Raw genomic sequence first — 21,466 nt, 5'->3', positions numbered from 1 at the left:
GACCACCCCGCCCGATGCAGCGAAGGCGTCCGTATCACCCCATTCTAGGCGGCGCCGGGCTCGTCCTGGCCGGCGCGCACTCGGCACCGGAACGAGTGCCGCCGGGTTCGATGGCGCAGCTCGTCGCCGGTGCCTCCTCGTCCGGTGACACACTGCGCCCTCAGGTCATCGCGGTGACCTGATCGGCGGAACAGCGGAAACGACCGTCAAGGGCACCCTGGCACCCGCCGACCGGCACACCCCGTCGATGCTTGTCGGCCGGCTGCAGCGAGAGCATCGGTGCGGGGAGGCTGTTCGCCGGCCGAGGTGATGGTCCGTGCCGCGCAGCGTTCGCGCGGTGCAAAATTCTTCGAAGGTCGTCGAGGCCGATCGTCCGCAGCCGCTGCCGATCGGTTCTACGGGCCAGCAGGTCGCGGTCGGTCATGGTGGCGATCGCCTGGCCGCAGCCAGGCCAGGTCCGCGTCGCTCGGCTTGACCATGTCGCTGCGGAGGTCATCTCGTCGATTCGGGCGATAGCGGTGTCCAGGCGAGAACCAGGCCGAGCCGAACACGACAAGCGGCGAAGAATCAACGGCCTAAGGTGCCCGGTCGGACGGAACACTCCGTGATTCGAAGCGGGGAGCCCCCGCCGCGGTCACGCACAGCCGGTAAGGGGCTTTCACGTCGACCGCCGAGAGACGCATATGCACCGGCATCTCTTGTTCGGCGGCAACCACGATGCGGCGTCGGAATCGGACTTCTGCGAATTATTGGGGGCCGTCGACGGCCCACAGGCTGCACGGGTCGCTGGCCGGCTAGGTTGCGGCGCAGCTCGGCCCCCAGCTTGCTGGGCACCGTTCTGCCCTGCGGCTGACAGGACGTTACGCCGCCGATTGAACAGGACCTCGCGAGTCGGAACCCGAGAGTTGCAGGAAACGCCGATACGTATGCTACGACCATTCGCCGCCCGTAGTTTTCTGTCCCGATCGAGACTTGGCGTTCTGCGGCAACCGAATCTGGCGTCCTGATGGCACCCACTGGATTTCGTGGCATTCGAAGGGTGCGATCGACGGCCACGGCACCTTCCGAACCCACGTTGCGCTTCACCGACCGGCCTTCGGCGAGAAGGCGCGCCTGCCGTCCCCGCCGACGATCTTCAACGCCCCGACCGGCGGATATCCGCACGAACCCTCGCTGCTGCCCGCGTGCGGCCGTTCCGGCGGCCGCAAATCGAAACTCGGTGTGCGCCAATTCGAAGTGGTTCGATCGACGCTCATTGAGGATTCGGTGAACGAATTGTTTGGGACACCACGGGGACGCGTCGCGGGGTAGCGTTGTGGTGACGCCTTGTGGGCTCGCCCAGCAAGTTGGCTCACCCAATCCAGGTAAAAACCTTATGCACCAGCTCAGTTCACTCGATGCGCAGTTCCTCGACGCCGAGACATCCACCACCTCCACCCATGTCGGGGTACTGAGTGTCCTCGGCCCCACGGCGCCAGGTGGCGGGCTCACGGTGCAGGACCTCCGGACGCTCGCAGAGGGTCGATTACACCTGGTGGGGCCACTGCGGTGGCGGCTACAGGAGGTACCCCTCGGGCTCGACCGGCCCTACTGGGTGGACTCAGAGTTCCTCGACCTCGGCTATCACATCCGGGAGGTCGCTCTGACCGGTCCCGGCACCGACGAACAGCTCGCCGAGCAGATTTCCGTTCTCTCGGCACGTCCACTGAACCGCAACCGGCCTCTGTGGGAGTGCTATCTGGTGAACGGGCTCACCGGTGGCCGGCAGGCGATCTACACCAAGGTGCACCCCGCGGTGATCGACGGTCTGACCGCGGCGCAGGCCCTCGCCGTGCTGATGGACACCACCCCGCGACCCCGCACGGTGCCGCACCGGCTCAGCGACGAGCAGTACCAGGCGGCCGGCGCCCTGGGGATGCTCGGCAACAGCGCCTGGCATCTCGCACTGTTGCCCGCACGGCTGATGTGGTCCTCGCTCCGGCTGGCACCGCACCTGCCCGAGCTCGCCCGCACCCTCACCGTCCCCGGCGCGGACCTGCTGGGCACACTCGCCCGCCGGCTGACCCCGCGCGCCTGGCGGTGGTCGGCTGACGAGCCGACGGCCGAGGCATTGACACCGCCCGGCACCCCATTCACCGGCCCCGCCACCGCGCACCGACGCTTCGCGTTCACCTCGTTGCCGCTCGGCGAGGTCGAGGCGGTCAGGACCGCGATGGGGTTCACCGTCGACGACGTGGTGACGGCGCTGTGCACCACCGTGCTGCGTCGCTGGCTCATCGACCACGATGCCCTGCCCGACACGGCCATGGCCGCCGCCATGCCGATCGCGGGGCGCACCGACGCACAGTTCGCGGCCGCCGGCCATCGGCTCTCCCTCCTGCCCATCGCCCTTCCGATCAACGAATCCGACCCGGCTCGCCGGCTGCAAAAGGTGCACACCTCGCTCACGGCGGCACCCCAACGTTTCCGCGCCGCACCCGCCACGCTCGTCCGCGACTTCGGCGCCGCGCTGCCGCGGGCGCTGCGCGGTCTGCTCTCGCGCACACCGCTGCGGACGCTGACCATGCCCACGCCACCGGTCAACCTGATCATCTCCCACGCCGCCGGCCCTGCTCGGCCGCTGTATGCCGCAGGCATCGAAGTAACCGGGAACTTTCCCGTCTCCGCCGTCAGCGACGTCGCAGGCGGCATCACCATCGCCGCCATGTCCTACGGCCGGCACCTCGACATCGGCATCATCGCCTGCCGAAACCTCGTCCCCGATGTGTGGGACGTGACCGAGCAGCTACACCAGGCCCTCTCCGAATTGACCGCGTGTACCCGCAACGTCCGATACCTGCGCCCCCGCCGGCCCCCGGAGTCGAGGTAACCGCTCTCGACATCGGCACCACCATTTACCGACCCGAATCCGTAGACAGTCACGGCTCTATCCGGACGTCTATCCGGACGCGATATTGCGTGGAGGCAGTCCTGTGGGGCGGATCCGGCCATCGCCGCGAGGACATGGAACTGAGCGATCGACTCGCTGTATAGGAATCCCCGCAGACCCCGAAAGTCCTCATCGTGCGGGAAGAAGGCGTCGTCGATGGTCATTCCGCCGCGAGGATCGGCCTGCATCTCGGCCATCCATCTCGACTGAGGATCTGTCGGCCTCAGTGCGGAGTTGTTCGCCAGAGCGCCGCTGTCCCCACCTACGGGCCGCCGCTCGATATTGCGGCAAACCAGGGTGCCAGCCCAGAATCGAAGAGCCAGGAATTCGCTTCAGCCCGCGGTTCCCTATTTGCCGGTCGAAGGTCCGTCGCATCTGTGGGTGCCGCCACAACGACGTGGGAGGACAACCGATGTCCGGTCTCATCCGCAAGAGTCTCGATTCACCCGAGGAAACCCGCCCCTTCGAGGACGACATGGGCAAGCTCGAGCTCGTCAATGTCACTTCCGGCGCGGTGGGGAGGGCGACCTTCCAGCCCGGCTGGCAGTGGTCCAAGCACGTCAAACCGATCGCCAAGACAGACAGCTGCCAAGCGGCTCACATGGGTTACGTCATCTCGGGTCGTATGAAGATCGTCATGGACGACGGGGAGGACATGGAGTTCGGCCCCGGTGATCTCATGATCTGCCCGCCCGGACACGACGCCTGGATTCTCGGCGACGAGCCCTGCGTGGTCATCGACTGGACCGGCGTCGCCGACTACGCCAAGCGGTAGACCCTCCGCTGCCGCAACCTGCATACCGCGAACCTGCGCCGGAGACCCCGCCGCGACGAATGACAACGCAGAAGTAGACCCGTCAATCAGCTCTGCTCCGGCTTCTGTGTCCCGGCGAAGTCGTACGCGGCGAGCGGCCCGAGCAGGCGCATCTCGATCCGGCCGTCCCAGTCCCGGGCGAATTCACCCACGGTCTGCTCGAGTTCGTCCTGCCGGTCAGGACCGCGACTTGCACGGCCCCCCTCGTGCGTGGGTTCACGCACATCGAGAGTGTGAGCGAGCTCGTGGGGACTTCGACCACCATCCGGGTGTCCTCGTCTCACTTGGCGGCGATCGCGTTTCTCACGAGTTCCCCGAGCGCTATGCGAGCGTCGCGGTCGGCATCCTCCGCTTGTCGCGGATCTCGTCGCGCAGTCTCGCCGCCTGCTCGTTCGCAGATCGCCTTCTCGACGTAGCGGCCCCTGACGACGTACCGGGCCTTGGCCCCCCAGTCGTTTCAACGCGGCGGCGAATTCGTCCGCGGGCGCCGACAGTAACTCGTCCTTCGCCGAGTCCGCGTCGCTGACCACCGCCTGCGCCGCGAGGTACTCGACACAGGTGGCTGACCGGCGCAATGAATCGGTATCGCGCAATGGCATTGACCTCGCCCACCGCACTCGTTCGCCGCGGGCCCGAACTCTCAGGCCGCTACGTCACCGGCGTTTACCGACTCGAGGTCGTGCCCGATGCAAATCTGATTCCCCTTTCGCTCACGACCTCCCCGCGGTGAGTTTTCCCGTCGCCTCTGGTCTGTACTGGTGTGAGTAGACACGAAGCGTGCAGACGCGGTGTGCAGCTTCATGAACAACAAGGAGAAAGTCTCATGACATCGACACCACCCTCCACGGGAACCTCCAACGCGGCACCGGCGCCGACAGGCGAAACCACGAAGAAGGCCAGAGTTGCCGGACTTGTCGTCAGCGCCCTCGTGGTGTTGTTTCTCCTGTTCGACTCGCTCATCCACATCGCGAACACCCAAATGGTGCGCGAGGCGATGGCCGAGCTGGGCTTTGCCGAGAACCTCAACCGTGTCATCGGGGTCGTTCTGCTGGTGTGCCTGATTCTGTACCTCGTGCCCGCCACGTCCATCCTGGGCGCGGTGCTGCTGACCGGATACCTCGGTGGAGCGGTCGCGACCAACATGCTCACCGAGCAGCCCATCATCAGCACCACCCTGTTCCCGATCTATGTCGGCATCTTCGTGTGGGGCGGTTTGTTCCTGCGTGACGCGCGGGTTCGATCGATCGTGCCTGTCCGACGCGCCTGAACCACCCACCCCCGCCCGGCATCGAATGCCATGGACACCGAGCGGGATCGACGTCATGTGATCGCGGCGTCACGCAACTCGGCGTATGAATCTTCCATCGCCACCGCCAGCCGGGCAACGTCGGGCAGCGCCTCGGGGTCTGTGCAGAGCCCGATACCGATGATCCCGGCGCAGGAGATCGCCGAGATCCGCAGCGCGTGGTGAGCGGCGGGCTCGGCGGAGGAGAACAGCCGCTCGACCCGGCGTCCGGAAACGCTGACCGGCGCGGGCGGGCCGGGAACGTTAGAGATCGAAAGGCTGAACTCGCGCGCGCTGCCGGCGAGTCGCTTTGCGGCTTCCTCGACGCGCTTCACGCGTCCGAGTGCGTGGAAGAGATCGAACAGCTCTTCGGCGTCGTCGAGGCGCTTGCGCTTGCTGGTCTCGGCGTTGATCCGGTCGAGTCGGGTCAACGGATCCGCCTCGGCGAGCGGCAGATCGACGTTCAGGAAGGAATCACGGTTTCCGAGTTCACCCGCTCCCTCATCCCGGTGGTGCAGGCTGACCGGAACTTGAGCACGAAGCCGCGGCAGGGCCGTCGCTCCGGCGCTGAGCCAGCTGCGCAGGCCGCCGGCGACGATCGCGAGGAGTACGTCGTTGACGGTTGCGCGGGTGGGGCGTGAGGCGCCGATTGCCTTCAGCTCCGGGAGCGGGGCGACGGTGAAGGCGAGCTCGCGGGCGGCACTGATCGGGCGGTCGAAGGGCGAGTGCGACCCGCGATGGCCGAGCTCACGACGCACAGCCGCGGGCATCCGCAGCACCTCGTCGACCCGCGAACGCTGCGACGAAGCGGCGCGAAGGCCCGGTCGCGGTTCTCGCGGGGGCGGTTCGAGGTGCTGATCCCAGAGCACGTCGTCCAGGAAGCGAACCGCGCTGATCCCGTCGGCCATCGCGTGATGGATCCGGACCGCGATCGCTTCGCGCCCGTCGCCGAGTGGCCCGATCAGATCGAACGTCCACAGGGGACGCTCGTGGTCGAGGTGCTCGGACATCAGCTTGCTGACGGCCCGCCACAGATCGTCGCGCGAGGCACACCCGGGCTCTTCCCGGCGCCGGACGTGGTCACTGATCTCGAACGCGGTCGCGTCGACCCAGCGCGGCTCCGGCCCCGACGTGTCGATCCGTTGCGTCGCTCGCGGCTGGCTCGAAAGCCGCTCCGACACCGCAGTTCGCAGAGCCTCGACGTCGAGCGGGGAGGTGGCCGGCTCGATAACGACCAGCTTGAGCGTGTGGCCGGTTATCACCGCTGATTCGAGCCCCACGATATGTGCGTCGTCGGCGGACAGCCGATCGGGATCCTCGCGGCTCACCTCGGCAAGTCTATTCGGGTCTGCACCTTTTCGAACCAGGAACGCCCGTCTCGCAACTCAGCACGACTCAGGGTGCTGCTTGCCTATATCTCTTCGTCCGCGGCCCGTCCCCGGACTTCACAGCGGTGCGGTGATCGGCGCCTCAGGGGCGTGCGTGACGGTGGTGCGCCCGGTCTCGAGGTACTCGGTGAGGGCCTGGTCGACGACGGCGTTGCCACCCTGGATCCCCGCACCGTGATCTCCTCCCTCGACGGTGACGAGGTGCGCCGCCATGTCGTGGGCGAGCTGAACTCCGCCCTGATAAGGGGTCTGCGGGTCGCGCATTCCCTGCAGGACGAGCGGGGCCGTCGCCAGTCCCCGATTGCTCAACGTCGGCAGCGCGGCAACGGGCGGCGCACCGGCACATTCGGGCCCGGCGCTGTAGCTGTACCCGATGAGGTCGAAGAGATCTCCGGTGACGAAGGTGGAGAAGAGCCAACCCGGAATGCGGTCCGGCCGAGCGGCGACATTGTTCTCGTTGCACAGGACCAGTGACTGCATCACCTGGGCCTGGGCGATCCGCTCGTACTCTTGCTCCGTCAGGTCGTCCATCGCGGTGCCGTCGGGAATCGCGTCTCGCCCGTCCCGGATCACCCGGGCCATGAGCGGCCAGCTGTTGCGGGCGGGAAGCACCTGCCGCGTCATCACGTAGATGCTGGACGACATCTGGGTGTGCGACGGGTCGGCGAGGCGACGGACGAAGGCCTCGAACTGAACGCGTGCCGGTCCGGTGAGATCGACCCCACCGCGGTAGGCATCGGCAACGGCTTCCAGGCCCGGCGGTACGTCACCGATCTGGGCGGGCGGCGGCGCGAGCGTCGGGTTACCGCCGGCTTCCTCGACGATCCGGTCCGACCACCGCTGATACACCTTCAATGGCGTGTCACCGAGCCCATACGTGTCGTCGTGGGCGGCGATCCAGTCCATGAGGTCGTAGAAGCGATCCTTGTAGCCGTCGTTCTGCTGCCACAACACGTCGTTCCACAGCCACTTCTGGTCCACCGCGGAATCGAGGACCATGCGACCAGTGTGCTGAGGGAATAGCGTCGCGTAGGTGGATCCGAGGATCGTGCCGTACGAGAGGCCGTAGATGTCGATCACGTCCTCGCCGAGTGCGAGCCTGACCTGCTCCCAGTCCTTCGCGGTGTACTCGGTCGTCAGGTGCGCCGTGGTGCCCGGCGCAGCGGACTCGCATGCCGTACGCGTCGCGGCACCGCCGAAGCCGAGGCTCATCGCCATCGTTTGTTCAGGGGCCAGCACGCACTCGACGGCGCCTGCGTACGGAAGCCCGCGCGGTTGGACACCGATCACGTCCCACTGTGCGCGGACCGCATCGGGCAGGATCTCGACGAACATGCTGTTCGAGCCGATCGCGTCTCCGCCGGGCCCGCCGGGATTGGTGAACAGCACGCCGCGGCGCGAGCCGGGATCCTCGGCGCGGTGTCGGGTGACGAGAACGTCGATCGTGCCGGCGGCGGGGTCCGCGTAGTTGCGGGGAACAGTGACCGACGCGCACTGATCGGACGCCGGATCCAGCTCGTATTCGGCCGGGCAGGGCCCCCAGCGAAGATCGGCACCCGGTGCCGGCTGCGCGGCGGCGGGCGGTACCGTCCCCAGGGCGACCGTGGCGGTGAGGCCGACGACGAGGGCGACACATCGAGTGCGCCATGAGGACCTCGCGCCCGCGCGCCGCCTCGAGTCCAAGTGCCCATCGATCCCCGGCATACGTCGCGATCCCCCTCGTAAGTCCCGTGTCGTGACGATAGTGGCGGCGCACGCTATCGCTCAGCAGCCAGTGTCTCAGACGCACCATCGCGACGATCGGCAACCCGGAATCGCAAGATGTCGGCACGAAATGTCCGGGTGCACACGCCTTTGCGGCGCAACGTCATCGTGCAGCAACGCGCATCACTCCCGCCAAGCCGCGCCCGGCGTACGGTATTGGCGTGCGCTACGAGGTAGTCGAGTCCGATACCGCGACCGCGTTGGGCAGCGGTGACGTTCCCGTGCTCGCGACCCCACGGCTGATTGCCTGGATGGAGGCGGCCACCGTCGCCTGCGCTGCATCGTTCATCGGTGCGGGTCAGACGACCGTCGGGACCGCTGTCCGAATCGAGCACCGCGGCCCGACACCGGTCGGTGCCAGCATCGAGATCGCCGTCGAGCCACCAGCCGCCGCAGTCGGCCACCGTCTCACCTTCACCGTGCGGGCGACCGACAGCTCGGGGAAGGTTGTCGCGTCGGGCGAGATCGACCGGGCGATCGTCGACCGGGACCGGTTCCTCGAGGCGGCGTCATGGGCCTGAACACTGATCGCCAGTCACGACCAGCCCGATCCCCTAGCCCTGGTGGCGGGCACCGTTGCGTTCCTGCCACCACTACGGCGCATCGACGAAGTCGTTACCCCACTCGACCGGAGCGGTCACAGCCTTCGCGGCCGAGCACGCCGTTCACTCGTCGCTGAAGAGTGAACGATGGATCTCGGCGGATGTTTGCGTGGGTGAATCGTCGGTGCGCGGCGCGTCGGTGACGGGCTCCTGGGTCCTGTGGGTCAGTGTTCGCTGCGCAGAGAAGAGCGGGAGTTCGGTTTTGTCATGATCGATGGTCATTCTGTTCCTTGATTCAGGTGTATGTGGGCGCGGCCGGTTGGGGTGATGGCGACCGGGTAGATCATTGTCGATATGTGGCGAGGTCCGCATGATGTCGTAGGCGGCTCTTTCGGCTCGCCATCAGGCGTGGTGTCAGCATCGAATCCGAGACGGCGCGCCCGCCCCGGGAGATGGTCGCGCGGTGCGGATCTGCGCGGCGCCTCGGCGTGCCTGTAGCCATTGGCATCCATGGACGCTCCTTGCATCGGCCGCGAACCGGCCGGCATTCTTTCGAATCGGGATGGCCTGAGCCGACTCGCTCGACGCGGCAACCATTCCGGTGTACCAAGCCTATACCCCGATACCATCCGACCGCTGAACAGTGAACGATCTCACTGCGCGGCAGACGCGAACAAGCGACCTGTGCTGAGGCGGCGCCACCCCCCACCTCGCGACTCGAGGTCCACCCCCGGGCACCCATCGCAAGCGATACTGGAATGCCCGACCCTTCGAGGAGACGTGAACATGAGCCTGTACGCAGTTGTGGACCCCGCCACCGGAAAAACGGTGCGCGAATATCCGACCGCGACCGACGAGCAGATGCAGGCGGCGTTGTCCGCGGCGGAGAAGGCGCACCGTGAGTGGTCGCGCGGCTCGACGGTGGTTGAGCGCGCCGGACTGCTCAGCAAGGTCGCCGAGTTACACACCGAACGCCGCGACGAGCTGGCCAAGATCATCCAGCGGGAGATGGGCAAGCCGCTGGACCAGTCGTTGGGGGAAGTCGACTTCAGCGCCGCGATCTACCAGTACTACGCCGACAACGCCGAGAAGTTCCTGGCCGACGAGCCGATCGACCTGGTCGAGGGTGCGGGTACCGCGTTGATTCGCCGCAACTCGATCGGTGTGCTGATCGGTATCATGCCGTGGAACTACCCCTACTACCAGGTCGCCCGGTTCGCGGGTCCGAATCTGGCACTGGGCAACACTATCGTGCTCAAACACGCACCGCAGTGTCCGGAATCGGCGGCGGCACTTCACCAGATCTTCACCGACGCCGGATATCCGGAGGGCGCCTACGTCAACGTCTACGCCACCAACGAGCAGATCGCCGACGCGATCGCCGACCCGCGGGTCCAGGGCGTGTCATTGACCGGGTCCGAGCGTGCGGGCGCAGCGGTCGCCGAGATCGCCGGCCGCAACCTCAAGAAGGTGGTACTGGAACTCGGCGGTTCCGATCCGTTCATCGTGCTCAGTTCCGATGACCTCGACGCCACCGTAAAAGCGGCAGTAGAAGGTCGTTTCGAGAACACCGGGCAGGCGTGCAACGCCGCGAAGCGATTCATCATCGCCGAGGACCTCTACGACGACTTCGTCGGCAGATTCACCGCGGAGGTGCTCGCCACCGCAGACGAACTCGCGCCGCTGTCGTCGGTCGCCGCCGCCGACCGACTGTCCGAGCAGGTGCAGCAGGCGATCGCCGAGGGCGCCACGCTGGTGTCGGAGGGCGAACGGAAGGGCGCCTTCTTCCCACCGGCCGTGCTGACGAATGTGTCACGGGATTCACGCACCTACCGGGAGGAACTGTTCGGGCCGGTAGCGACTGTCTACAAGGTGCGTTCCGAGGACGAGGCCGTCGAGCTGGCGAACGACACCCCGTTCGGTCTCGGCTCGTATGTCTTCACCACCGACCCTGATCAGGCCTACCGCGTCGCCGACTCACTGGAGGCCGGCATGGTGTTCGTCAATGCCGTTGGCGCCGAGGGAGTTGAGCTGCCGTTCGGCGGCGTGAAGCGCTCCGGTTTCGGTCGTGAACTCGGCAAATACGGAATCGACGAATTCGTGAACAAGAAACTCATCCGCGTCAGCTGAACCATCGACTCCGGAATTCAGCGCCCTCGGCGTGCAGTTCGATATCGGGGCCTTGACCGGATGCCCATCCGGCGACAGAAGCGGGGACCGCATCCATCGGATGCGGTCCCCACGTAGCACTGGTCAGACAGAGCGCACGTTCGTGGCCTGCGGGCCCTTCTGCCCCTGGCCGACCTCGAACTCCACGCGCTGGTTCTCATCGAGCGACTTGAAACCGCTGCCCGAGATTTCCGAGTAATGCACGAAAACGTCCGGAGTTCCGTCGTCGGGTGCGATGAAACCGAAGCCCTTCTCACCGTTGAACCACTTCACAATGCCCTGTGCCATGCCGATACTCCCTCGATCTCGATCCGGACCCTCACATCGAGGTTCCGATCTCGATGACTTGATCCTGCCATCTCGATGTCGACACGAAGACCGCGCACCGGATTTGCATGCATCGGCGATGACTTTGTGGTGGCGTACCGATGGCGCCGTTGTCCCGTCAGCTCAAACTTTTGCGTCCCACGAGATGGAAGACGCGGCTGAGTTGGCGGTAGGGGTCTCGTCGGCTGGCCTCGAGTTCGACTGCTGCCGCCGCCTCCACCTGCTGTGAATCGCTCGGGTCCAACCCCGCTCCACTGAAATCGAGCCAGTCGACGAACATCCACACCCCGTACCATCGCACTGGCTCCACGCCGCGGCTCTGCACGACTTCGCTGAGTTCCTCCACCGTATGGGCACGAGTCGGCACTCCCAGCACCCCGATCTCGCCCCTCGCGTCAAACGATGCCAGAGCGTCGTCCCACCGTTGTTCCAAGGCCGGTCGCACTGCCATCGCATTGGCGTTGCCCGTCATGATCGAGACGACGCCACCCGCGGCAGCGCACCTGCACAGCTGGTCGACCAACGGCTCCGGATGCTCCAGGTACCCGAGCACGCCATGACACAACACGGCGGCAAAGCGTTGACCATTCACCGCCTCATCGGCGTTCTCGCCGTCGGCCTCCACGAGCGTCACCCGTCGCTGGACCTCTCCAGGCAGCCGCTGGAGCCGCTGTCGAGCCTTGTCCAGCATCGCCGACGACGGGTCGAGCAACGTCACGTCGTAACCGGCTTGGGCCAGCGGGAACGATTGATGGCCCGCGCCTCCGCCGACATCGAGCACAGGGGCTGGAGGGGCCGGCAAATGCTCCAGCAGCTGCTGGTGCAGCACATAGGTTCGCACGCGCCCCTTCACCGAGGCATACGCCTCGTCGGCAAACTGGTCGGCCAAACCGGCCCAGGTGTCATCGTCGCCCACCACCCCAAGATAGTGCCGCGAAGTCCTCGACGATCGGCAGGACGTCAGCGGGGAGTCTTTCCAGAGAATCTGCACGATCCGAACGATTCCCTTTCCGTCTCCGTTCGGTGACAGTGTTCACATCGATCCGACCACGCGTGTCGCCGCGCCGTCGCCCCGGTACCGAGCCGACACCGAAACATCCGTCGGTCACCGACTTACTCATTCGAGTCCGTCACCGATGCACAAAACGCAGTGAGCGGCGGGCTTCTTACAACTCGGTGGACCGTGGCGATTCCCCGGTCGGACAGCCTGGCCAGATACACCACCGACCCCCGCAACAACCGGGCTGATCGTGTATTCACCCCTGGCGCAGGGTCTGCTGACGGACAAGTACCTGGAGTCGATTCCCGAGCGCGCACGAGCACAGCACAGCACGTTCCTGACGGCTGATGTGATCGACGAAACGTACCCGGCAGCGCACCGCCGAGCTCAACAAGATTGCCGAGGCCCGTGGCCAGTCACTTGCACAGCTCGCGTTGCAGTGGGTACTGCGGCGGCAGGAGGTCACCTCGGCGCTGATCGGAGCCAGTTCGACCGAGCAGCTCGACCACGATATCGCGGCCCTGAACTTCCCGCCGCTCACCGACGAAGAACTCGCCCTCATCGAGGAACACGGCGTGCACGGAACCGGACTCAGGCTCTGACCGACGTGAAGATTCCGGTGTGCTTCGTCCGCCGGGGATTAGTTGTGTGACAGAGCCACCAGCCGATGACAACCAGTCACCCGCTCGCGCCGACAGCGCGGGCGGGTGACTGTCACCGTTTGCGCAAACCTGTTGCGGGAAGCGCAAGTAGCGCTCCCCGGCTCATTCGCGCAGTAACGGCAGCAGCTGGTTGCCCTGACGCTCGATCTCCGGCACATACGGGGTGTCGGAGAGCACGAAGTGGGTGATGCCGAGGTCCTGGTACTTGCAGCGACTTCGCGACGTCCTCCGGGGAGCCGACGAGCCAGGTGGTGCCCGCGCCGCCGCCACCGACCTTCCCGGGTGCGGTGTACAGGTTGTCGTCGAGCACGTCGCCGCGGGTCGCCAGGTCGAGGAGTCGCTGCTGTCCCACGGCGGTCTGGCGATGCGGATTCTGTGGAGGCGCACCCTGATTCTTCGCCATCTCCGCTACCTTCGCCTCTGCCTCGGCCCAGGCCTGCTCGGTCGTGTCCCGGACGAAGGTGGTGATCCGCAGGCCGAACTCGAGCGGCGCATGCGCTCGGCCGAGTTCCTCGCTCAATGACCGCAACCGTTCGATCCGCTCCTGCACCCCCGCGAGCGGCTCACCCCAGAAGAGCTGAACGTCGGCCTCGGTCGCCGCAACACGCTCGGCGGCCTCGGACGCTCCACCGAAATAGAGTTTCGGGTGGGTCCGATCTCCCCGTGGTGAGATCCGGGGCAGCACTGTGGAATCGGTGACCTGGAAGTGCTCACCCCGGTAGGTGACGTTCTCCTCCGTCCACAGCTTGCGGACGAGCTGGAGGAACTCCTTGGTGCGGGCGTAACGGTGGGCCTGGTCGCTCTCGTGTTCGCCGTAAGCTCCGAGGTTGCCTTTCCCGGACACGATGTTGATCCGGACCCGGCCTCCGCCGTCGCTACTCTCGACCATCTGACCGGCGTCGTTTTGTCGGGTACCACGACTACGGAACGGTATCCCCGAGCGGCGGCGACCAACGTCAACCCGACTCCGGTGTTGCCCGATGTGCCTTCCACGACGGTGCCTCCGGGCAGGAGCTCCCCGGATTCCTCGGCCGCGTGGATCATGGCCAGGGCGGCGCGATCCTTCACACTTCCGCCGGGGTTGAGGAACTCGAGCTTGGCATACACCGTCGCGGAGATACTTCCGGTTACCCGGTTCAACCGGACGAGGGGTGTGTTGCCGATGGCGTCGGCGATCGAGTCGTAGACTCCGAGGCTCGCAGCGTCGACTGTGGGGGGATCGAAGATGGTCATGCGTCTGCCTTTCGAGGCCGCCCGGGTGTCACCCGGTCAGCATCACAAGAGCAGTCGTCGAACAACAGGATTCGCGTCACGCCGATCAGATCTTCAGTGGCTCACCACGAACGGCGCAGCGCGTTCACCCCGAAATCCTGGAGATCCGAATTGTTCTCGTGTGTTGCCGAATGCGCTGTAATTCGGGGCGACCGAGAGCGAAGCGGGTAGTCGAAAGATGTCGACACCGGTTATGACACTGCATCCTCACGACACCGAGTTGTGGCAGTGGCGATTGGCTGCGCGTTGCCATGAAGCGGACGCGGAGATCTTCTTCCCGGCGGACGCCGAACGAAGAAACGCCCGCTCCGAGCGCGAAGATCTCGCCAAGGAGTTCTGCCGCGGCTGCCCGGAGATCGAGGAATGCCTCGAGTATGCCCTCAACACCGGCCAACAGCACGGCGTCTGGGGTGCGACGACACCGGGCGAACGGCTCGCACGACTGGGCCGGTGAGCGAACGCCCGCGCCGGGCATTCTCACGCGAGCGGCTCGGCTCGACCGTCCTGCCGGATCCGTCAGCCGGGTTATATTCGCGGCGAGTAGATTTCGTGGTCCTGATCGGGTAGCCAGGTGCGTTCGAATCTCGCAGTCGTAGGAGAGGCCGCGGTTGCCCGCGTGCTACGCGGGGCGCCTCAGGTCGTCTCGGTCTCGGCGGCCAGGGGTCGGAGAGCTTCAACCCGGGTACCCACGACGTGTCGGCGGGCCAGTCCTTCTGCTCCGTCGGCGTCGCGAGCTCGGAGCGCCTGGTACAGCTGCTCGTGCTCGACATGGCCGCCGACGGCGGCTTGGTCGACGTGATCGGAGGGATCGACCCGGCCGGATTCGACCACACCCCCGGTGGAACAGGAGGAGGCCCCGCCGACTCGACACGGTCTTCGGGATCGCCGAAAGACACGGATTGCCGATCGACATCCACGACACCGGCGAGACGGGTACCGCGACTCTCACCGACATCGCCGAGCGAACCAGAGCCGCCTGGCTTACACGGCCGGGTCACGGCCAGCCACGCCTTCGCCGTAGCTGAGTTGTCCTGCCAAGCCGTGGATTCGGCAGCGGACCTGCTGGCGGAGGCGGACATCGCACTGACGACGGCCGCGCTGTCGGCAACAACGGTCTTGCCCTTCCGGCGCCTGGCGCAGCGAGGTGTCCGGGTCGGGCTCGGGTCGGATGGCGTTCGCAACAACTGGAGCCCATTCGGTAACGCGGACATGCTCCACCGCGCATGGCTGCTCGGCTGGGCACTCGACGCAAGCCTCGACGAGGATCTCGAGCCGTGTTTCGAGCTCGCCGCCGACGGCGGTGCTGCCGTCATGGGGCTACCGCGAGTCGACCTGCAACCGGGTTCACCCGCCGACTTCATGTTGCGGGACGGAGAATGCGTGCCGGCAGATCGTCGTCGACATCCCCCGTCGGGACACGGTGGTGCGGGCCGGACGGGTCGTCGCCCGCGACGGCCGGCTCCTCTGAGTCGTCCACGAGGATTGGTGTCGGTCAGGACCGCAGGGGCGCTTGCAGCAGGGTCCGGTCGTCGCCCGGGGCGCTCACCCCGAGCATCGTCGCATCCGACATCGGCAGCCCCACGGCCAACTGCATCGACATCGTCTTGTCGCCACCGGCGATGAAACTGCCGGCATTCATGCGACTTCCGTCGGAGCGTTGGAGCCAGACGTTGTAGGTGCGGCCCTGCGGGAGTCCGGCGACGTCCAGGCTGATTCCGGTTCCCCACGCCCGGTTCTCCACCCGCGCGGAGGCGTCCACACCTGCGGCGAGCACCGTGAACGCCACCGGCTGCCCGGGCGGGGCAGTCGAGGTGCCCCCGCGCAGGAAGAACCCGCCGGTCACCAGGCCGACGGCGATCACGACGGCCGCGGCGGCGACTACGATCCGGTGGTACCGCTTCCGTCCGCGTTCGCGGTCTACGGCCCCGAAGATCGCGTCGGGCAGCGTCGACGACGGCCGGGGCGCAGGTTCGGTGAGCCGGTCCGGGTCCGCCGCAGACAGGGCGGCCGCGACCGGCGTCAGCAGACGCAACTCGGTGCGGCAGTCCGGGCAGCCGTCGAGGTGGGCGCGAAGGGTGATCGTCTCGCGGTCGTCGAGGCGACCGAGCGCGTACATCCCCAACATGGTGCGCATCTGCTGGCAGCGGTCAGTGGTCACCATGCCACCCCATTTCTTCGAGTACGAGCCGGAGAGCTTTCAGCGCGTAGTACACACGACTGCGGACGGTGCCCACGGGAATGCCGAGCTGTGCGGCCACCTCGGCGGCGGGCCGGTCACGCAGGTGAATCTCGACCAGGACGCAGCGGTGCTGATCGGACAGCCGCCGCAGCGCCTCCTCCATCTCGAGCCCCACCAGCAGTTGTTCGAGGGGACGCTCGGGTGCGGGCAGCTCGGGTGGTGCAGCGTCGGCCAGCTCGGGTCGGGCGGCACGAGCCCGGATCGCGTCGATCACCACGTTGCGGCAGATCGCATACAGCCAGGTCCGGAGCGTAGCGCGTCGCGGGTCGAACCGGTCCGCGCGCCGCCACGCCCGAAGAAACGTCTCCTGTACCGCCTCCTCCGCGCGACCCCGGTCTCCGAGGGAGCGGTAGGCGAGGGCGAACAGTTCCCTCCCGTGTTCGTCGTAGGCGGCCCGCAACACCGTTTCGTCATCCAAACCACCCTCGGACTGGTCCCCGCGTGTGCGCACGATACGAAGCCGCACCACTCACCTCCCGAAACACCGGATACGGCGTCGGCTCACCCGACACCCACCGAGGAGTACGGGCGCGGGCGGCGCGGCGTTCATCTCGAATCCTGCCACTCCGGTGCGCGGAGGCGGCTCCGGCAGGTGAACGCGGATCGCCGACCATCCGTACTCCCCAGCGCCGAACGATCCAGCACACGGGAACGAACGAATGGAGACCTCCGAAGATGCTGAAGAAATCGATCCTTGCGGCGGCCGGCGCCGGCACCGCGATCGCGCTGATGTCGGCGTGCGGCACCGCCACTGACGACGCCCAGACTCAGCCGTCGGCGACCCCGGCTGCCGCCGGGCAGGTGGAGCTCGGCACCCGGGAGACCGCCGTCGGCACGGTGCTCACCGACGGAGACGGTTTGGCGCTCTACCGATTCGATGAGGACACCCCCGGCTCCATCCGGTGCACCGGCCCCTGCGCCGAGATCTGGCCGCCCTCGCTCGGAGCACCCCGGCCCGACGCCACCCTCGCCGCCCGCACGGGTGCCACGACGCGGCCAGACGGAACCGTCCAAAACACCTACGACAGCCACCCGCTCTACCGGTTCGCGAAAGACACCGCCCCCGGGCAGACGCGCGGCGACGGCATCAAGGGAACCTGGCACGTGGTGACGGTCGACTCCGCCCATGGATGACGCCACCGCACCCCCAGTTGGGGCGCCACGCCCGGCGGTCAGTCGGCGCAGTGCGCTGCTCGGTCTGGCCGCGGTCGGCGCGATCGCGGCAGTGGACGTCGGCGGGTTCGTCTGTGCGGCGGGGACTCTGGACACCGACGCTTTGACCCCGGCACGGCTGACCGACCGGTTCGAGGAGGTCGCCGGGCACCACGACGGGTTCCGGCGCAATCACGCCAAAGGAGTCGGCGCGACTGGATATTTCACCGCCACCGGCGCCGGGTCCGCGGTCTCCACGGCCAGCGTTTTCCGGGTCGGCCGGATCCCGGTGACCGGCCGGTTCTCACTCTCGGGCGGGAATCCGTCCACTCCGGACGCCGACGCCACGGTCCGCGGGCTGGGGTTGGCGTTCGACCTCCCCGATGGCGAGCAGTGGCGCACCGCGATGGTCAACACCCCCGTGTTCCCCGACCGGACACCAGACGGCTTCTACGAGCGGTTGCTCGCATCGAAAACGGACCCGGCCACCGGCAAGCCCGATCCGGATCGCATGGCGGCGTTTCTCTCCCGCCATCCCGAGACCGCGGCGGCGATGAACCTCATCCGACAGCATCCACCGACCTCCGGGTTCGACGACAGCACCTTCTATGGTCTCAACGCCTTCCATTGCACCAACGACACCGGGGTCACGGTTCCGGTGCGATGGACACTGGTCCCTGAGCAACCGGCCCGCTCCCCCGGCCTGCCGCCGCTGCCGGGGCGCGATTACCTCTTCGACACACTCACCGCGGCAGTCTCGCGTGGGCCGTTGCGGTGGCGGATGTTGCTCACGATCGGTCAACCCGGCGATCGGACCGACGACGCCACCCGGCCGTGGCCGCCGACCCGGCAGGTCCTCGACGTCGGCACCGTGACCATCGACGCGGTCCAGACAGAAGCGCCGCACACCGCGCGGGACCTCAACTTCGACCCGCTCATCCTCCCAACGGGCATTGCGCCCTCGGACGATCTCCTGCTCAGCGCCCGGTCCGCGGTCTACACCGAATCGTTCACCCGCCGGTCCGGGGAGCCCACAACACCGGCCCTCGTCGATGTGGATGGGGTGCGCGATGACCGCTGACCCGACCGACCGCCCGCTCCGGTTCGCGCCGACCGTCCGGTTGCTGCATTGGGCGATGGCGGTCATGGTGATCGCACAACTGCTCGTCGGCGCCGTCATGGTGACGACCCTCGACCACTACCATCTGCTGCGCTCGGTGCACGTCCCGTTGGGCGCCGCGATCCTCGCCCTGGTGATCGTCCGAATCGGCAATCGGCTGGTGTGCCGCACGCCCGCACCACCCGCCACCATGAGACCGGTCGAGCGTCGGGTCGCAACCGCGTCGGAGTACGTGCTCTATGCGCTGCTTGTGATCCAGCCACTCACCGGGTGGGCCATGCTCTCGGCGGGCGGCTACCCGATCATCCTCTACCAGCATCTGCACTTGCCCCCGCTGCTTGCACCCGATCCCAGCGTCTACGCGTTGTTGAGACAAGCTCACACCGCATTCGCCTACCTGCTGTTCTTCACCTTCACCGCACACATGTCCGCCGTCCTCTTTCATGTGCTGGTCCTGAACGACAGGCTCCTCGACCGGATGGCACCGTGGCGCACTCGCCGAAATTCCTCGCCTACCGCGTCCCGACCGGCACCTGCGAGGATCGTCGATGATATTGCAGCAGAGCAGGATCCAGAATAGCAATGCCCGCAGCATCGAGGCCGAGACCGGCGTGCGACTCGTGCCGGCAGAGCAATGAAGCACCAGTTTGGCAAGTCGATGAGCGGGGAACATGCCCCAGACAGGGGTTCGGCCGGGAATGCTCTCACATTCTCGGCCGGATCTCTGCTTCTCGAGTGTTTCACCGTTGCCGATTACTCTCTCGATCCGCAACTACCAATGTACGCGCGGATGGCGGTCCACCGCAATGCCTCGCCTCTGCGGTTCATCGCTGCGAGCTGGGCAGTGGGCTACTTGACCGCCGTCAGGTACGTCGATCGCTTCGAGAGATCGACAAGTTCTTCGGGGAGGTCCCGAACCGGCCGCCCGTAGGCAGCCGCGAGCTCGAGCGAATTGGACCGCCGCACCGACCAGCCGTGCCCGGTCAACCACTGCACCGGATCGGCCCGCTCGTCACCGTAGAACAGCTCGGAGATGTCGATGTCGCCGAACGGATTATTGGCGAAATACTTCGCTCTGATGGCATCGAAGCGTTGCAGGTCGGTTCCCGCCGCGAAGTTGTCCACGGCAAGGTGGCTGCCGGGGCTGGACAGTTGGTCGATCCGCTCGAACAGCGCGTCGTGCGCCGCCCCCGGGAGGTACGCCAGCAGTCCCTCCACCGACCAGGCGGTCGGCTTACCAGGGTCGAAGCCTGCAGCGTGGAGCGCGGCAGGCCAGTCGTCTCGCAGATCGACGGCCACCGGGCGACGATCTGCCTTCGCTCTGGCCCCGTGGTCGGCGAGGACCTCCTCCTTGAATTCCAGCACCTGCGTTTGGTCGACCTCGAAGACCGTCGTGCCGGTCGGCCAGTCCAAGCGATACGCCCGTGCGTCCAACCCGGCCGCGAGGATCACCGCCTGCGACACGCCCGCGCTCGTAGCGGTCGAGAAGAACTCGTCGAAGAATTTGGTCCGACTACCCATGAAACCCGAGACCGGCATGTCCCCGAGTGACGACGGGTCGGCCAACAGCCCGGTGAAATGCGGTTCACCCGCCGCTTCGACGAACCACCGCGCGAAGTCGTCCTGGATCAACGCGTCGGGGCGAACTGTCTCCAACGCCCGGAAGGTCGCCACTCCCAACGCGGTCAGGCCCACGCTACTGACGATGTCCCAACTGTCTCCATCCGTTCGCATCGCTGAAGCACCCTCCCGAACTCGTCGCAGAACCGGAGCCGACGATCGAGCAGGGCAGAGCGGAGCGGCGACGAGGCCAGAGAAGTTCGGCGAGGCCTCACCGAAATCCGGGCCCAGCGTGATCGACCGAACCCGCGCAATTCTACGCTCGGGGCCATCGCAATCAGCCGGCGCCGATTCGCCGACCAGCACCCGCTTTGTCCCATCCTCGGACAAGACCGACGCGACCAGGCCGAGTGGCACAGGACCGAACATGTGGTGTACAACATAGTCGGCCACGATGTGAACCAGATCACAACCGTGACCGTGAGGCACACATATCGGTAACCGACGAAAGCAGGACACATGGCGACAACCTCGATTGCCCCGACGACTCCCACCGGACGGCAGACGCCCCGGCACAGCGGCACGATGAGCACCGCGGAGATCAAGTCGAGGATCGAGGCCATGTTCGCCGACGACCGCAGGCCCACCCGCCCCGCGGTCACGAACTGACGAAATCGCCCCGACGAGGGAATCGGATGGAACACCGCGTGACGTGTCCGTCCGCTCCCCCGCCGCGCGTCGCACTCGAAACCGTTGCAGCACAAGCAGAGACGCCCCGCATCTCGGGATGACAACCGGCAGGTTACGGATAAACGATGTCCAACAGTGCGCCGACAGTCTCGCGGATCAATTGAACCGCTCGATCGAAATCGACGACTGTGGTCTCGAGCCGCTCACGTTGACCGAGCAGCATGGTGATCTCGACGAGCTGCGACGATCCGGAATGCAATCCGGCTGCTGCAGAGGTCCGGACCCGGCGCCTTATGAAGCCCAGTCCGCAGGACAGGGGAAGAAACGAGAGTTTTCGAGCACTTCGGCATCGATCTCATCGAATCCATCAGGTAAGTTCACACGCCCGAGGCGCATCGCCAGGACCTGGACGAGACTCTGTCCCCCGGCCAGGACCTTGCCGTCGCCGCCCGCGGACTCCAGAGTCTTGACGGCCTCGGCGATGCTGGAGGGACGGCTGTAGGAATGGTGCAGCCTTCATGGGTGCATCCTCACTTTCCCACGAATTTCGGCA

Annotated in this window: 18 protein-coding genes and 5 pseudogenes; 13 read left to right on the top strand and 10 right to left on the bottom strand. The window is 66.5% G+C overall.

Translation table 11 applies throughout. The annotated features are described in order from the left end of the window. The first annotated feature begins 972 nt into the window (after positions 1 to 972). The 4 genes from QM806_RS25210 (at position 973) to QM806_RS25195 (ending at position 5,010) form a co-directional block, all read left to right on the top strand. The gene (locus QM806_RS25210) at positions 973 to 1,311 is read left to right on the top strand and encodes a hypothetical protein (protein ID WP_005572294.1); all 339 of its coding nucleotides are present in this window, start codon (positions 973 to 975) and stop codon (positions 1,309 to 1,311) included. Positions 1,312 to 1,375: 64 nt separating this feature from the next. Then, a complete protein-coding gene (locus tag QM806_RS25205) occupies positions 1,376 to 2,869 on the top strand; it encodes a wax ester/triacylglycerol synthase family O-acyltransferase (protein WP_283293177.1) in 1,494 nt (497 codons plus the stop codon). A 472-nt stretch (positions 2,870 to 3,341) separates the two neighbouring features. Next, positions 3,342 to 3,704, top strand: coding sequence for a cupin domain-containing protein (locus QM806_RS25200; RefSeq protein WP_005261941.1), 363 nt, complete (start codon positions 3,342 to 3,344; stop codon positions 3,702 to 3,704). An 862-nt stretch (positions 3,705 to 4,566) separates the two neighbouring features. After that, complete coding sequence (locus QM806_RS25195; RefSeq protein ID WP_005575322.1) at positions 4,567 to 5,010, top strand: DoxX family protein; 444 nt, start codon at positions 4,567 to 4,569, stop codon at positions 5,008 to 5,010. A gap of 53 nt (positions 5,011 to 5,063) precedes the next feature. On the opposite strand, the gene QM806_RS25190 is transcribed toward QM806_RS25195, so the two are convergent. Continuing rightward, a complete protein-coding gene (locus QM806_RS25190; RefSeq protein ID WP_283293176.1) occupies positions 5,064 to 6,356 on the bottom strand; it encodes a wax ester/triacylglycerol synthase domain-containing protein in 1,293 nt (430 codons plus the stop codon). Positions 6,357 to 6,473: 117 nt separating this feature from the next. Continuing rightward, on the bottom strand, positions 6,474 to 8,120 hold the full coding sequence (locus QM806_RS25185; protein WP_005575324.1) for an alpha/beta fold hydrolase: 1,647 nt from the start codon (positions 8,118 to 8,120) through the stop codon (positions 6,474 to 6,476). 221 nt (positions 8,121 to 8,341) lie between these two features. On the opposite strand from QM806_RS25185, the gene QM806_RS25180 reads away from it, so the two are divergent. Next, positions 8,342 to 8,701 carry a thioesterase family protein gene (locus QM806_RS25180; protein ID WP_005575325.1) on the top strand — a complete coding sequence of 120 codons (360 nt, stop codon included), beginning with the start codon at positions 8,342 to 8,344 and terminating at the stop codon, positions 8,699 to 8,701. 144 nt (positions 8,702 to 8,845) lie between these two features. On the opposite strand, the gene QM806_RS25175 is transcribed toward QM806_RS25180, so the two are convergent. Then, positions 8,846 to 9,004, bottom strand: a complete 159-nt coding sequence (locus tag QM806_RS25175) for a hypothetical protein (protein WP_164709533.1) — start codon at positions 9,002 to 9,004, stop codon at positions 8,846 to 8,848. Positions 9,005 to 9,508: 504 nt separating this feature from the next. On the opposite strand from QM806_RS25175, the gene QM806_RS25170 reads away from it, so the two are divergent. Then, complete coding sequence (locus QM806_RS25170) at positions 9,509 to 10,852, top strand: NAD-dependent succinate-semialdehyde dehydrogenase (protein WP_005575329.1); 1,344 nt, start codon at positions 9,509 to 9,511, stop codon at positions 10,850 to 10,852. Between the two features lie 123 nt (positions 10,853 to 10,975). On the opposite strand, the gene QM806_RS25165 is transcribed toward QM806_RS25170, so the two are convergent. Together QM806_RS25165 and QM806_RS41765 are read right to left on the bottom strand one after the other, a co-directional pair. Continuing rightward, a complete protein-coding gene (locus QM806_RS25165) occupies positions 10,976 to 11,179 on the bottom strand; it encodes a cold-shock protein (RefSeq protein ID WP_005242781.1) in 204 nt (67 codons plus the stop codon). 532 nt (positions 11,180 to 11,711) lie between these two features. After that, positions 11,712 to 11,999 (bottom strand): annotated as a pseudogene (locus tag QM806_RS41765) (class I SAM-dependent methyltransferase); the annotation flags it as partial. Between the two features lie 460 nt (positions 12,000 to 12,459). Between QM806_RS41765 and QM806_RS25155 the strand changes: the two are divergent. Next, a pseudogene (locus tag QM806_RS25155) lies at positions 12,460 to 12,820 on the top strand (aldo/keto reductase); the annotation flags it as partial. A 162-nt stretch (positions 12,821 to 12,982) separates the two neighbouring features. Here the strand turns inward: QM806_RS25155 and QM806_RS25150 are convergent. Together QM806_RS25150 and QM806_RS25145 are read right to left on the bottom strand one after the other, a co-directional pair. Then, positions 12,983 to 13,748, bottom strand: a pseudogene (locus QM806_RS25150) (LLM class flavin-dependent oxidoreductase); the annotation flags it as partial. 29 nt (positions 13,749 to 13,777) lie between these two features. Beyond that, positions 13,778 to 14,113: pseudogene (locus tag QM806_RS25145) on the bottom strand (pyridoxal-phosphate dependent enzyme); the annotation flags it as partial. 232 nt (positions 14,114 to 14,345) lie between these two features. Between QM806_RS25145 and QM806_RS25140 the strand changes: the two are divergent. Continuing rightward, entirely contained in the window at positions 14,346 to 14,606 is a 261-nt protein-coding gene (locus tag QM806_RS25140) for a WhiB family transcriptional regulator (protein ID WP_005575341.1), read from the top strand. A gap of 314 nt (positions 14,607 to 14,920) precedes the next feature. After that, positions 14,921 to 15,469, top strand: a pseudogene (locus QM806_RS25130) (amidohydrolase family protein); the annotation flags it as partial. A 175-nt stretch (positions 15,470 to 15,644) separates the two neighbouring features. Here the strand turns inward: QM806_RS25130 and QM806_RS25125 are convergent. Both QM806_RS25125 and QM806_RS25120 read right to left on the bottom strand, forming a co-directional pair. Beyond that, entirely contained in the window at positions 15,645 to 16,313 is a 669-nt protein-coding gene (locus QM806_RS25125) for a zf-HC2 domain-containing protein (RefSeq protein ID WP_005575345.1), read from the bottom strand. Next, a complete protein-coding gene (locus tag QM806_RS25120; RefSeq protein ID WP_169695577.1) occupies positions 16,300 to 16,857 on the bottom strand; it encodes a sigma-70 family RNA polymerase sigma factor in 558 nt (185 codons plus the stop codon). The genes QM806_RS25125 and QM806_RS25120 overlap by 14 nt, the downstream gene beginning before the upstream one ends. Positions 16,858 to 17,066: 209 nt before the next feature. Between QM806_RS25120 and QM806_RS25115 the strand changes: the two genes are divergently transcribed. From QM806_RS25115 to QM806_RS25105, 3 genes are read left to right on the top strand one after another with little or no spacing between them, the layout of a single operon-like run. Continuing rightward, positions 17,067 to 17,525 carry a COG4315 family predicted lipoprotein gene (locus QM806_RS25115; protein WP_120661054.1) on the top strand — a complete coding sequence of 153 codons (459 nt, stop codon included), beginning with the start codon at positions 17,067 to 17,069 and terminating at the stop codon, positions 17,523 to 17,525. Beyond that, complete coding sequence (locus QM806_RS25110) at positions 17,518 to 18,624, top strand: catalase family peroxidase (protein WP_005568829.1); 1,107 nt, start codon at positions 17,518 to 17,520, stop codon at positions 18,622 to 18,624. Before QM806_RS25115 ends, QM806_RS25110 begins: the two co-directional genes overlap by 8 nt. Further along, positions 18,614 to 19,243 (top strand): cytochrome b, encoded by a 630-nt coding sequence (locus tag QM806_RS25105; protein WP_120661053.1) that lies wholly within the window; start codon positions 18,614 to 18,616, stop codon positions 19,241 to 19,243. Before QM806_RS25110 ends, QM806_RS25105 begins: the two co-directional genes overlap by 11 nt. A gap of 269 nt (positions 19,244 to 19,512) precedes the next feature. Here the strand turns inward: QM806_RS25105 and QM806_RS25100 are convergent, their stop codons facing one another. After that, the gene (locus QM806_RS25100; RefSeq protein WP_054246522.1) at positions 19,513 to 20,397 is read right to left on the bottom strand and encodes a class I SAM-dependent methyltransferase; all 885 of its coding nucleotides are present in this window, start codon (positions 20,395 to 20,397) and stop codon (positions 19,513 to 19,515) included. Between the two features lie 345 nt (positions 20,398 to 20,742). On the opposite strand from QM806_RS25100, the gene QM806_RS25095 reads away from it, so the two are divergent. Further along, a complete protein-coding gene (locus tag QM806_RS25095; RefSeq protein ID WP_164709532.1) occupies positions 20,743 to 20,892 on the top strand; it encodes a hypothetical protein in 150 nt (49 codons plus the stop codon). Positions 20,893 to 21,466: the final 574 nt, after the last annotated feature.

Origin of the sequence: Rhodococcus sp. IEGM 1351, assembly GCF_030056875.1 — a bacterium.
Classification (GTDB): Bacteria; Actinomycetota; Actinomycetes; order Mycobacteriales; family Mycobacteriaceae; genus Rhodococcus_F; species Rhodococcus_F opacus.
Note: the sequence above shows the minus strand (reverse complement) of the source record. Positions and strands in the feature narration are given on the sequence as shown.